The organism is Thermodesulfobacteriota bacterium (assembly GCA_025062045.1).
In the GTDB taxonomy this organism is placed as follows: Bacteria; Desulfobacterota; Syntrophorhabdia; order Syntrophorhabdales; family JANXAF01; genus JANXAF01.
This window is the reverse complement of sequence record JANXAF010000018.1, coordinates 1-11,966: the sequence shown is the minus strand read 5'-3', so window position 1 is coordinate 11,966 and position 11,966 is coordinate 1. Positions and strand designations below refer to the sequence as shown.

The window sequence follows — 11,966 nt, the reverse complement described above, 5'->3', positions numbered from 1 at the left end:
ATAAATGATGCGGTAAGAGCTATAAAAGAAGGTGCGTTCGACTACATTCAAAAACCCTTTGCGCTGGAGACCCTGTACGAGGTCGTGAGGCGGGCGATAAAAAAGACGAACGGAAAGATAGTCTACGAATCAAAAAAAATGAAAGAAGTTCTGACTGCTGCAGAAAAAGTGGCAAAATCGGATGTGACGGTACTGATTCTTGGAGAAAGTGGGGTTGGAAAGGAACTTATTTCTAGATACATCCATGAAAAAAGTGAAAGAAAGGACAATCCTTTCATCGCTGTGAATTGTGCTTCCATTCCCGAGAATCTTTTGGAAAGCGAGCTTTTTGGGTTCGAAAAAGGCGCTTTTACCGGAGCCACTTACAGGAAGGCTGGAAAGTTTGAGCTGGCGGATTCAGGTACAATCCTTCTTGACGAAGTAACCGAGATGGATCTTAGACTCCAGTCGAAGATACTTAGGGTCTTGCAGGAAAAGGAAATAGAAATTATAGGCGCGAAATATCCAAAAAAAGTTGACGTAAGAGTGATTGCCACATCGAATAAGGACGTTAAAAGGCTTGTAGAAGAAGGCAAATTCAGGGAAGATCTCTTTTACAGGCTGAATGTCTTCCCGATCGTTATTCCTCCTCTCAGAGAAAGAAAAGAAGACATACCTCCTCTGGTTTACCACATGATTAAAAAGTACTCTAAGGGTATGGATGTCAGGATTGAGGAGGAGGCCATGGAATACCTTATCAACCGGGAGTGGAAAGGAAACGTAAGGGAGCTTGAAAATGCAATAGCAAGAGCTTGTATACTTTCCGATTACACGATAATCAAAGTCAACCACTTAAAAGAAGTTGAGATGGCGAAGGAAGAAAGATTTGGATCTTTGGAGGAGATGGAAACGAAAATGATAATTGAGGCCCTCAGGGCTACTCATGGCAATAGGACCAGAGCCGCAAAGATACTAGGAATAACCCCAAGAACCTTAAGAAACAAAATCAAAGAGTATAGAAGGATGGGAATAGAGGTCCCGGAGTGGGGGTAAAAGATGGAAAAACTGTCACTTATAGAGAAAGCATTAAATTTGAGGTCATTTTACCATAAGATACTTGCCGGAAACGTGGCGAATGCCAATACGCCGGGTTACAAAAGAAAGGACATAGATTTTGAATCGGAGATGAGAAGAGAAATAAAGAATTCTACCCAAATAAGAATCCTTGAAGATCACGAAACATCAGGACAGATTGAGGCTCGGGATGGTAATACCGTTGATTTGGAGAAAGAAGTAGTTAAGCTTACCGAAAACTTTCTTGCTTACTCAGCGTTAATCCGTGTCATCACGAAGAAGTTTTCGATGATCCGATACATCATAAATGAGGGAAGGAGATAAATTAAAAGTTGAAAGGAGGCCCACATGGCATCTTTTGACGCTTTAAAAATCAGTGCTTCGGCGCTCTCTGCCCAAAAGATTAGAATGGAGATAATTTCATCTAACCTTGCTAACATTCACACCACAAAAACTGAAGATGGCGACCCCTATAGAAAAAAAGAGGTTATTTTCGAACCCGTGGATTTCAAAAATACCCTTCAAGGAAAGCTCCAAGGTGTGAAGGTGCAGGAAGTTGTAGAAAGTAACGATCCTTTTAATAAAGTCTATGATCCTTCTCACCCTCATGCAGATTCTGACGGCTATGTTAATTATCCGAATGTGAATATAATCGAGGAGATGGTCGACATGGTGGATGCTAGCCGGTCCTATGAAGCGAATCTTGCGGTTTTAAATATAACAAAGGAAATGATTATCAAAACACTAGAGATTGTAAAGTAGGAGGCTGACCAATGAAGGTGGAAAACATAAAATTGCCTGACTTTTCGCACTCATTAGAAAAGGCGAACGAAAAAGATGCGGTATCCTTTAAGGAATTTCTGAGGGAGTCCCTAGAAAAGGTCGCAGAAATAGAAAAAGAGGCAACCAAAGAGGTGGAAAGGCTTGCAAAGAATGAATTTGAGGATCTTCACAGTGTCATGATTGCGCTAGAAAAGGCGGATTTAACCTTCCAGCTGATGATGCAGATAAGGAACAAGATAATCACCGCATACGAAGAAATCATGAGAATGCAGGTGTAGTGAATGCCTGACCTCGATTTATACGTTAGGGGAACGAAAGATTACATAAGGTCATTACCTAAAGGAAAGCTTTATACATACTTTCTTATACTCATTTTGATCATTGCCGGCTCAGTGATCGGTCTTTCTTTTTTACAGAAAGAGAGTTATAGTCTTCTATTTTCCGGACTCTCGATTGAAGACGCGTCTATGATCGTAACGAGACTCAAAGAGCAAAGGATTCCCTATAGACTTGAGGCGGGAGGCACGGCTATCTACGTGCCTAAGGATAAGGTTCACGAAATCAGACTCGCTTTGGCTTCGCAAAACGCCCTTCCTGGAAGTGGGAGTGTCGGATTCGAGCTATTTGATAAAGCAAGCTATGGTATGACAGAATTTATGCAAAATATAAACTATAGAAGAGCAGTTCAAGGCGAGTTGCAAAGGACGATTAACCAAATGCCTGAAATAGCCGCCTCCAGGGTCCACATTGCCATCCCCGAAAAATCACTATTTGTGGAAAAAGAAAAGGAACCAACCGCCTCAGTGTTGTTAAAACTAAGACCTGGAAAGACCCTTTCCAGGGAACAGGTCATGGGGATTGTCCATCTTGTTTCCAGAAGTGTGGAGGGGCTTAAGCCAGAAAACGTTGTAGTTGTTGACGCCCAAGGGAAAATACTTTATAAGGGCGGAGAAAAAGACAGTGTGACTTTCATCTCTGCCCAACAGTTCGAATTGCAAAGGACTGTGGAACGAAAGATAGAAGAGTCATTGCAATCCATGCTTGATCAGTTTCTGAACGTAGGTAGATCTATAGTGAGGGTATCCGTAGACCTAAACTTGAGAAAGGTAGAAAAATTAGAAGAAGAGTACCAGCCGGATAAAACCGTTTTGACAAGCGAGAAAAGGCTTAAAGAGAGATCAACGAGCAGATCGACAAGTCCTGGGGGAGTGCCAGGAGTAAGATCTAATGTCCGTAGAGAGGATCAACAATCGAGAGAAAGCGAAAAAACCCAAATGTCAGAAAGGGAGGAAAGTGAGGCCAACTATGAAGTGAGTAGGACCGTTCGAAAAATCGTTGAGCCTTTTGGTGAAATAAAGAGGATTTCAGTTGCTGTAGTTGTTGACGGGAAATACGAAATAGTAAAGACCCAAAAAGGAGAAGAGATTAAGTATATCCCCAGGACTAACAAGGAGTTGGAGGATATAAGGAAGCTTGTGGCGAGAGCGATTGGGTTTGACGAACAAAGAGGAGATACAATCGAAGTGATAAATATGCCTTTTGAGACCGAAAGTCTTGTGGAAGAAAGAGCCCAGATGGAAAGAGAAGAGAAAAGAGAAATGATCCTAACCCTTGCAAAATATGGTTTTTATACGTTGATGGCCTTCGCCATTATCTTTTTTCTTGTAAGGCCTATCTTGCTTCTCCTAAGAAAGCCGCGTCCCAAGGTTGAGGAAGCGTACGAGATGATAAAGGAAGGGAAAGTAGCGTTACAGCGTGAACTGGAAGCTGGAGCTCAGGCGGTTCCTGTACCGGATAGTGTGCAAAAACTGATTGGTGAAAAGAAGATAGATGCCGACACCGTTAGGGCGGTAATCAAAGATTGGATGAGGGGGAATGCGTGAATCAGTTAAGCGAGCTTACGGGAGCCAGAAAAGCGGCAATACTTCTTTTGACTATAGATGATCGAATCTCAAGGGAGGTATTAAAGGGTCTCGAAGAGAGAGAGATTCAGCTTATCGCAAGGGAGATTTCCAATCTCAAGTTCGTTTCCGAAGAGGCTATTCAGAGGGTTCACGAAGAATTTGTGAATATAGTCGCAAAAAGGACAAGGACAATCATAGATGGGGAGGACCTATTTATAAAACTACTTAAAGAGACTCTAGGAGAGGAAAAAGCTGAGGGGTTCTTAGCCCAGATCCAGGGCAGAAAAGGGATGCCTGGTGAATTTTTGAAAACCTGCGATCCAAGGGTTTTGGCATACGTGCTGAAAGGGGAACATCCCCAAACTATCGCCCTAGTTCTCTCCACAATCGGGGCAAGAAAAGCTCACGAAGTCCTAATTAATCTTCCAGAAAAGTTACAATGGGACGTCCTTATGCGGATTGCAACCTTAGAAAAAGTAGACAAAAAGATTTTGGAAGATGTGGAGACTGTACTGAGAGAGCAGCTCGAAGCTATAGGAGTAGTTGAGGGAAGAGAGCTGGGCGGGGTAGAGATGGTTGCAAATATTCTTAACCAGATGGACAGGTCTCAAGAAACGACTCTCCTAGGTAAGATTGAAGAAAAAGACCATGACCTTGCCGAACGCATAAGGCGATTAATGTTCACTTTCGATGATCTTTTGAAAATCGATAACAGAGGAATTCAAATCCTACTGAAAGAAATATCTTCTGAAGATCTAACTATTGCTTTAAAAGGGGCTTCAGAGCAGATAAAGGAAAAGATATTCTCGAACATGTCCGAAAGGGCAAGGGCTATGCTTAAGGAAGATATCGAAGCACTAGGACCGATAAGAGTTTCGGAAGTCGAAAAGGCACAGCAGAGGATCGCCATGGTTGCGAAGAAACTCGAGTCAGAAGGAAAGATAGTAGTTTCACGCGGAAATGAGAGATTCATCTAGTCCAAAACCTCTCTCCCTTAAAAATCTTGAGGAAGACTCTTCTTTGAAGGAACCAGAAAGATTTTACCCATTTTTCGAGGGAAGACCAGAAGAGGTAAAGATCCAGATAGAAAAAGATGAGACACAAAACATAGAGGAAGAAATAAGAAAGACATTCGAAGAGGCTTACCGTCAGGGAGAGAAAGCCGGGTACGAAATGGGAATGAAAAAGGCTGAAGCTGTGATTAAAAGGTTTAACAGCTACCTTTCAGGTTTCGAAGAGTTTAAAAAAGAGATGACAAAGAAGGCAGAAAGATTAGCATTTGAAATCGCGTTTGCTGTTGCGGAGGCGATCGTATTGAAGGAGTGTTCGGTTGACAAAAGCTCTGTGCTTAATATGATAAAGAAGGCTTTGGAGCTTTGCGAGAAAAAGAGTGAAGTTGTGCTAAAAGTCCGCACTGACGACTATAATTACATCATTAGTTCCATAAGTGGAATTCGGGTTGAACCTGACGAGACGCTTAAAGAACCTGGTTTTGTCATAGAGAGTAATTTTGGAATCATCGATGGGACTTTAAAGACACAGATTGAAGAGCTGAAAAGAGAAATATCAAAATTTTTCGAATAAAAATGGAGCTTGGAAAAATTAAGGAAATTCTCTCAACGTGTTATCCTTACAAGATTTACGGCAAAGTAGAACAGGTTGTGGGTTTAGTTATTGAAGGGAGAGGACCCATATCATCGATAGGGGATAGTGCTCAAATTTTTCCATTTGGTGAAGCGGAGCCTATAGAAGCCGAAGTTGTGGGTTTTAAAGATGGGAAGACCCTTCTTATGCCGCTTGGAGATATACGGGGAATAGGAATAGGGTCCAAAATAATGACAGGAAAACAGTCTGCCTTTTATTACGCTGGAGAAACATTGCTGGGTAGAGTTATTGACGGCTTGGGAAATCCGTTGGATGGAAAGGGAGAGATAAGGGGCAAAGAACCTGTTCTTATTTACAGAAGGACAGTTAACCCAATGAGAAAAAAGATGATAACCGAGCCCCTAGATGTTGGTGTCCGCTCAATAAACGGTCTACTAACATGCGGCAAGGGCCAGAGGATTGGAATCTTTGCTGGCTCTGGAGTTGGAAAGAGCGTTCTTTTAGGAATGATTGCAAAACACACAAGCGCTGACGTGAATGTCATTGCGCTTATCGGCGAAAGGGGAAGGGAGGTTAAAGAATTCATAGAGAGAGATCTTGGCCATGGACTTGAGCGTTCTGTGGTCGTCGTGGCTACCTCTGATGAAGCTCCCCTTATCAGAGTTAGAGGAGCATACCTTGCTGTTGCCATAGCTGAGTATTTTAGAGACAAGGGTTATGATGTACTTTTTATGATGGATTCTCTTACGCGGTTCGCAATGGCCCAGAGGGAAGTCGGGTTAGCGATCGGTGAACCGCCGACAACGAAGGGTTATACTCCAAGCGTCTTTTCACATCTTGCAAAGCTTTTGGAAAGGACGGGAAACGGGGAAAACGGGGGCTCCATGACCGCAATATATACGGTTCTCGTGGAAGGTGACGATTTGGATGATCCCATTGCAGACGCATCAAGGGCCATATTGGACGGTCACATAGTCCTTTCCAGAAAGCTGGCAGACTCAAACATTTATCCAGCTGTGGATGTACTTCGAAGTGTAAGCAGAGTGATGAGAGATGTTGTGTCCAAAGAGCAGATGGAATATGCTTCGAGAATTGTGGAGATAATTTCCGAGTATGAGAGAGCTGAAGACCTCATAAATATAGGGGCTTACGTCGCTGGCACCAATCGGAAAATAGACTACGCGATTTCAATGATCGAAAAGGTGAGGCTTTTCTTAAAACAGGATGTGGATGAAAAGGTGACCTTAGAGGATGCAATAAATGCCATGAAAATTTTACTTGCTGTCTAAGATGCTTATAAAAAGACTTGAACGGCTAGCTGAAATTGTAGAGAAAAAGAGAGAAGAAAAGAAAAACGAGTTGACAAAAATCGAAGAACTTTTAAAATCTGTCGAAAATGACATAGAACAAACGAAAAATGAGTACGAAAAGAGCTACCAAAGGCTTCTTTACGGACCTGTCACCGGAAGCGATTTCTACGCTATAAAGGATTACCTTTCATATCTCCGAGAGAGAGAAAATTTACTTCTCCAGAAAAAGCATGAGCTCACTACAAAAGCTGCCAAGTTGAAGGATGAGCTAGTCTCTCTGCATAAGGAATGCAAAAAGCTGGAAATTCTGATAGAGAAAGCTATCTCAAATAAAAGGAAACATGAACTAAGGTTAATCCAGAAAAGAATAGATGAAATAGCTTTAAGGTCAAAAGTTTCATCCGATTAGCAAAAGAGGAAATTTTTTCCTTTTCTAGAATCAATTTTCCGCCATTTTGATTTGAGGATCTGTTTCCTTCGTTATTCCCTCTCAATTTCATTTTGGCACGTCTTTTGTTTTAAGCTTTGATAATGGAGCTCAATATACTGTTCGAACCAAAAATCTTTTTTATGTGCCAACTGGGCTTTGAAGAAATTCTTGACTTTATTCGTTTTCATTCCGACAAAAAAGAAGAATTACCTATTTTCGAGGCTATTTTTAAAACACTTGCAGAGAAAGTAAAAGAAGAAAAAAAGAATGATAGAAGTCCGTTTGAGACCCACAACTTTAAGGAGCAAGAAGAGTCTCATTACTTCACTTATTTAGCAGGTCTATCTTACACACCGCCAATTACAATTCAAAATAAAGCGAATGAAAAAGACGAAGCTTTGAACCAAAGAGAGGATGATCTAAAAACCATATTTTTCGATGAAAACATAAGTGAAAGTAAAGAGTGGATCTTTGCCTCGGAACTGAACGAGACCGTTTTGAGTCATATTCCTCCATTTATTAAGTCTTTACACCAACCGATTAACGCCAAAGAAACTGAGATGCCGCCTCAGTTAGAGAAAGATTATTACCTAAAAGTAAAAGATCTTTTCCGCACAAAGATGGATCATGAGCTCAATTTTACCTCGACGCAGGAGATGAAGGAGGCGGTGTTTAAATCTTTTTTGGGAATCCCTCACATTTTTATAGCCAGAAAGGCCGACAAAAATTCTTTCCATTCCTCTCCTTTTCATTTTGCTTTATCTCTACGGTTAGAAGATGTAAAGATCTCAAAAAAATCGGATGAACCGAGTATTTATTCTTTTGAAAAAGGTCAAATCCAATCGTCAGACGAAGGATCTCAATTGGATGAAGCTAAAAAACAACCGAAAGTACTCGGGCAAAAAGGCGAAAATATGCTCAACGATTTTCCAGTGGAGAAACGGAGTTTTATTTTAAAGGATTCCTATCCAACACCACGTGATGAAGAAAAAAAGGCGCATATTACTTCTGAGCCATTGACAGAACCGCTTGTAACCAATAAAATGCTCAGATTTTTTTATGCGGAGGGTCAGAGAACTCTGAAAAATTTGGGGAATCACTCACAGTCAATTGAGGAATCTCCAGTAAAACCGACCTTTAATGGGAAATGGAATGGTTTTTTTCTGGAAGAAATAGAAAATACTTCTAAACTTTCACTTTTGTCTACTCATGAAGTCGACGTCTCCACGACCGAGACGGATTTTGAGCTTTTGGGCCAGGACGGAGAAGAAAAACTCGAAAGGACAAAAGAGTCTTTCCTTTCGATGCAAAAAACAAGATTTCAGTACGCTTTTGAAGAAGTCTCTCCTAAAAATGGTGATAGACCGCCATTAAATGACACGAAAGAGTCTAAGCACTCAACCGAAAGTAAGGTCTCGTTGAATTCCATGATCGAAAAACTAATTAATTCTTCCAATTTGGAAGAAAAAAGAAACCAAATTAGTTTAAATCTTGAACTCGAAAACGGGGAATCTATGAAACTTACCCTTCGGGAAGCAGGTCCAAGAATACTTGTTCATGTGCGAACCCAAAGTGAATTTATAGCTAGCCTCATTGAAGGAGGAAAATACGAAATTGTCCGGGCTCTTGAGGAGAAAAATTTGCCCACTGCTATATACGTGAACTATGAAGCCAAGGATAACTCAAAGAAAGAGCGAAGAGAAAAAATACGAAGAAGAATTGAAACACATGATATGGAGCTCTTCTTAGAGAAAATATTAGAGATAAGTTAAAGGAGGAGATATGAAGATTGAAAACTTGAAAAATAACTGGGATGTAGCGTCCGGACAGACCCGTGCCTTGGTAGACAGGCAACAGTTTTTAAAAATCCTCGTAGCACAGCTCAGACACCAAAATCCTCTTCAGCCACTCAAACCGGACGAGTTTTTAACACAACTTGCCCAGCTCACCCAGGTCGAACAACTTCAAAACATTAATAGCTCCATCCATAGCCTTACACGTACTTTAGATCAATTAAGCCCTTTAACTCTCTCATCCATTTTAGGAAAAAAGGTGGAATCGGAAAATCAAATTATGACTAAGGGAGATGAAATTTTCGTAACTCCAAGTGAAGATTACGATTATGTAACCATTGTACTCCACGATGTTTCAACAGGAGATATTAGGGAAGTTTCTATATATAAAGGCGAGCCCCTAATCTATAGGCATGAGGGAGAAAACCCTGTATTTGTGAGTGCCTATGGAAGAAAAGGCAACAAATTAATCGGATGCCAGATTAAAGTTTATCGCGTAATTTCGGAGCTTAACATCGATCCGGAAGGAAAAGTAAAAGTAATTTTTGCTGACGGAAGCTCAATGTATCTTGACAAAATAAAAAGAATAAAGCAGTAGGAGGTGAAAGTATGCTTAGCTCTTTCTTTTCAGGGATAAGCGGTCTTGTTGCCAATAGCCAGGCTTTAAATATCGCTGGAAACAACATAGCGAACGTAAACACGGTCGGATACAAAGCAAGCAGAGCCACCTTCCAAGACGTTTTTTACCAGTCCATATACACATCTTCAGGTTCTGCCCAGGTTGGCAGGGGAACAGCCTTAAGCTCGGTGGATACTCTTTTTTCGCAAGGTTCATTCGAATCCACTTCAGAACCGACAGACCTAGCGATAGGAGGAGACGGTTTTTTCATAGTGAGATCTCCAGATAGCAATGAGCTGTATTACACTAGAGCTGGCCAATTCAGGTTCGACAGATACGGTTACCTTATTACACCGTCCGGATACATCCTTCAGGGAAGAATCATAGACAGAGCCACAAATACACCTGTGGGTGTAAGTACAGACATCGTTATTTCCCGTGAACCTAGCCAACCCCGAGCCACATCCATGATCGGAATGGCTGTAAATTTACAGTCGAACTGTGAATGGAAAGGGAGACTTGGCGAGCTACAAGGTACGGGACCGATAACAAATGTTGCTCCGAGTGCAGGTAAATATCCTGTCGTTGGTGATTATACATTCCATGTTACCCAAGCCGGGAACATTTATACTTTGAAAATAGTAGTTTCCCGCAAAGGCCCGGACGGACAAATCCTCCAGCCTCCACAGACTTTTGAGTACGAAGGACAGATAATGGCAAACACGACATACACGAACTTTGCGGGTTCGGGCCTTGATATAACTATCGGCAATTTGGCTCAAGGATCCCAAGAAATGACAATAGAAGGATTCGTGTACGAAAATATGACGCCCACCAAAAACCCAATAGCCACATCCAACTATTCCTCATCGATCACCGTTTACGACTCACTAGGACAGGCCCACGTTGTGAATGTTTACTTCCGTAAATCCCATGAGGTTCAGGCTACGGGAAACAGTGTTTGGGAATGGATGGCAGTCCTTAACGCAAGTGATTCCGCAACTGGCAAAGACACCCTAGTTGGATGGGGAGAGCTCGAATTCAATAGCAGAGGAATACTCGTTAAAGGAGGAGATCCCGTGGCGCTGGAATTCGATTTTTCTCAAGGGGCACTACCGGATCAAAGAATAGAACTCATTTTCGGTCCGAAATCTGGTGGAGGTGCGTCAACCCAGTACCCTATAGCCTCCACAACTAACTTTCAGACCCAAGATGGTTATCCTCCTGGGGTCTTAATGAACGTTACTGTAAGTTCGGAGGGTGTGATTTCAGGACATTATACTAACGGTCAGATTCTAGATCTTTACCAGATTACGCTTGCCAAATTCAACAATCCCCAGGCACTATACAAAGAAGGTGCGAATCTCTACTCGGAAACTATAGATTCTGGTCCTGCCTATACCAGTTCTCCGGGAAGCGGAGGTCTTGGAAGGATAAACCCGAATTCTTTAGAACAATCGAATGTGGATCTGGCAACCGAGTTTGTAAAGCTTATAGTTGCACAAAGAGGGTTTCAGGCTAACGCACGGATAATAACTACAACGGATGAAGTTTTAACAGAACTCATGAATATAAAGAGGTAAAAACTGGAGGTTCAAAGACGTGACGGAAATTTCAACCTTCCGCCGTCAATTATCTGACACCTAGGCATGAATAAAGGAGGTGGAAGTGTAAGAATAATTAGACTCCTTATGGCATGCTAATTGCTTCCGGCCCTTAAAAAGGCTCGGGAGCAAAAAGATGCCTACCGAAGGACAGGAAAATAAAAAGGCCGAAAAGAAAAAATCAAAGTTAATAATTTTCGCTTTACTCATAATCGTTCTTTTTGGCGGTGGCTTATTCGGTGTTTACCATTTCTACGGTGAAAGGATCTTAAAAAAGGAGACTCAAGAAGGGGCTGGAAAAAAGGCTGAAAAAAAGGGTGAACCGAAAACAGGGCTAATTTTAAGCCTTGAACCTTTCCTCCTTAATCTTTCCGGAAGTCTCACTAGATATGCAAAAATATCTATAAGTCTCGAACTTAAGGATCCAAAAACCCTCGATTATGCCAAAAAGATAACACCTGCTTTAAGGGACCGGATAATACAGGTTTTGGCGACGAAGACCGCGGAGACGCTTCTTGATGCTTCTCAGAGAGAGACCATAAAGGTAGAGATAAGCGAGAAAATAAATAGCCTCTTTGAGGATGATAGGAGCGTAAAAGCCATATACATTACCGACATCGTGGTCCAGTAGGGAGTCATATGGAACAGATTCTTACTCAGGAAGAAATTGATGCTCTCCTTAAAGGACTTGCCGAAGGAGCAATTTCCGTTCCGGAGGAGCGGGAAGCAGAAAAGGATCAAAAGAGAGAAGAAGTCCGTCCTGGGGTAAAGCGCTTCGATTTCCTAAGACACGCAAGGGTGAGAAAGGAACATTTTCCAGCACTTCAGTTCATTTTCGACAGATTTTCTAAATCCTTTCAGCACT

At 41.7% G+C, this 11,966-nt stretch carries 14 protein-coding genes; all 14 read left to right on the top strand.

All coding sequences use genetic code 11. From position 1 onward, the window contains the following. A partial coding sequence (locus NZ583_08850) for a sigma-54 dependent transcriptional regulator (protein MCS7281701.1) occupies positions 1-1,032 on the top strand: 1,032 nt, incomplete at its 5' end. Positions 1,033-1,035: 3 nt separating this feature from the next. Then, positions 1,036-1,377, top strand: a complete 342-nt coding sequence (locus tag NZ583_08845) for a flagellar basal body protein (GenBank protein ID MCS7281700.1) — start codon at positions 1,036-1,038, stop codon at positions 1,375-1,377. A 24-nt stretch (positions 1,378-1,401) separates the two neighbouring features. Beyond that, the gene (gene flgC / locus NZ583_08840) at positions 1,402-1,815 is read left to right on the top strand and encodes a flagellar basal body rod protein FlgC (protein MCS7281699.1); all 414 of its coding nucleotides are present in this window, start codon (positions 1,402-1,404) and stop codon (positions 1,813-1,815) included. Positions 1,816-1,826: 11 nt separating this feature from the next. Next, positions 1,827-2,114 (top strand): flagellar hook-basal body complex protein FliE, encoded by a 288-nt coding sequence (gene fliE / locus NZ583_08835; protein ID MCS7281698.1) that lies wholly within the window; start codon positions 1,827-1,829, stop codon positions 2,112-2,114. Between the two features lie 3 nt (positions 2,115-2,117). Beyond that, entirely contained in the window at positions 2,118-3,719 is a 1,602-nt protein-coding gene (fliF, locus tag NZ583_08830; protein MCS7281697.1) for a flagellar basal-body MS-ring/collar protein FliF, read from the top strand. Next, positions 3,716-4,717 carry a flagellar motor switch protein FliG gene (gene fliG, locus NZ583_08825; GenBank protein MCS7281696.1) on the top strand — a complete coding sequence of 334 codons (1,002 nt, stop codon included), beginning with the start codon at positions 3,716-3,718 and terminating at the stop codon, positions 4,715-4,717. The genes fliF and fliG overlap by 4 nt, the downstream gene beginning before the upstream one ends. Continuing rightward, positions 4,701-5,324: a FliH/SctL family protein gene (locus tag NZ583_08820; GenBank protein MCS7281695.1), complete on the top strand. Its 624-nt coding sequence runs from the start codon at positions 4,701-4,703 to the stop codon at positions 5,322-5,324. Before fliG ends, NZ583_08820 begins: the two co-directional genes overlap by 17 nt. A 2-nt stretch (positions 5,325-5,326) precedes the next feature. Beyond that, positions 5,327-6,634: a FliI/YscN family ATPase gene (locus NZ583_08815; protein ID MCS7281694.1), complete on the top strand. Its 1,308-nt coding sequence runs from the start codon at positions 5,327-5,329 to the stop codon at positions 6,632-6,634. A 1-nt stretch (position 6,635) separates the two neighbouring features. Beyond that, entirely contained in the window at positions 6,636-7,064 is a 429-nt protein-coding gene (locus NZ583_08810) for a flagellar FliJ family protein (GenBank protein MCS7281693.1), read from the top strand. A 122-nt stretch (positions 7,065-7,186) separates the two neighbouring features. Continuing rightward, positions 7,187-8,857 (top strand): hypothetical protein, encoded by a 1,671-nt coding sequence (locus tag NZ583_08805; protein ID MCS7281692.1) that lies wholly within the window; start codon positions 7,187-7,189, stop codon positions 8,855-8,857. A gap of 10 nt (positions 8,858-8,867) precedes the next feature. After that, positions 8,868-9,476 (top strand): hypothetical protein, encoded by a 609-nt coding sequence (locus NZ583_08800; protein MCS7281691.1) that lies wholly within the window; start codon positions 8,868-8,870, stop codon positions 9,474-9,476. A gap of 11 nt (positions 9,477-9,487) precedes the next feature. After that, positions 9,488-11,080, top strand: a complete 1,593-nt coding sequence (locus tag NZ583_08795) for a flagellar hook protein FlgE (protein ID MCS7281690.1) — start codon at positions 9,488-9,490, stop codon at positions 11,078-11,080. 157 nt (positions 11,081-11,237) lie between these two features. Next, on the top strand, positions 11,238-11,732 hold the full coding sequence (locus tag NZ583_08790; protein MCS7281689.1) for a flagellar basal body-associated FliL family protein: 495 nt from the start codon (positions 11,238-11,240) through the stop codon (positions 11,730-11,732). An 8-nt stretch (positions 11,733-11,740) separates the two neighbouring features. After that, a partial coding sequence (locus tag NZ583_08785; protein MCS7281688.1) for a hypothetical protein occupies positions 11,741-11,966 on the top strand: 226 nt, incomplete at its 3' end.

Excerpts from the sequence above, each read along its gene's own strand:
- NZ583_08820 (MCS7281695.1), top strand. The coding sequence starts at position 4,701 with ATGAGAGATTCATCTAGTCCAAAACCTCTCTCCCTTAAAAATCTTGAG.
- fliE (MCS7281698.1), top strand. The coding sequence starts at position 1,827 with ATGAAGGTGGAAAACATAAAATTGCCTGACTTTTCGCACTCATTAGAA.
- NZ583_08845 (MCS7281700.1), top strand. The coding sequence starts at position 1,036 with ATGGAAAAACTGTCACTTATAGAGAAAGCATTAAATTTGAGGTCATTT.
- fliF (MCS7281697.1), top strand. The coding sequence starts at position 2,118 with ATGCCTGACCTCGATTTATACGTTAGGGGAACGAAAGATTACATAAGG.
- NZ583_08815 (MCS7281694.1), top strand. The coding sequence starts at position 5,327 with ATGGAGCTTGGAAAAATTAAGGAAATTCTCTCAACGTGTTATCCTTAC.
- NZ583_08790 (MCS7281689.1), top strand. The coding sequence starts at position 11,238 with ATGCCTACCGAAGGACAGGAAAATAAAAAGGCCGAAAAGAAAAAATCA.
- flgC (MCS7281699.1), top strand. The coding sequence starts at position 1,402 with ATGGCATCTTTTGACGCTTTAAAAATCAGTGCTTCGGCGCTCTCTGCC.
- NZ583_08795 (MCS7281690.1), top strand. The coding sequence starts at position 9,488 with ATGCTTAGCTCTTTCTTTTCAGGGATAAGCGGTCTTGTTGCCAATAGC.
- NZ583_08800 (MCS7281691.1), top strand. The coding sequence starts at position 8,868 with ATGAAGATTGAAAACTTGAAAAATAACTGGGATGTAGCGTCCGGACAG.
- NZ583_08805 (MCS7281692.1), top strand. The coding sequence starts at position 7,187 with ATGGAGCTCAATATACTGTTCGAACCAAAAATCTTTTTTATGTGCCAA.
- NZ583_08810 (MCS7281693.1), top strand. The coding sequence starts at position 6,636 with ATGCTTATAAAAAGACTTGAACGGCTAGCTGAAATTGTAGAGAAAAAG.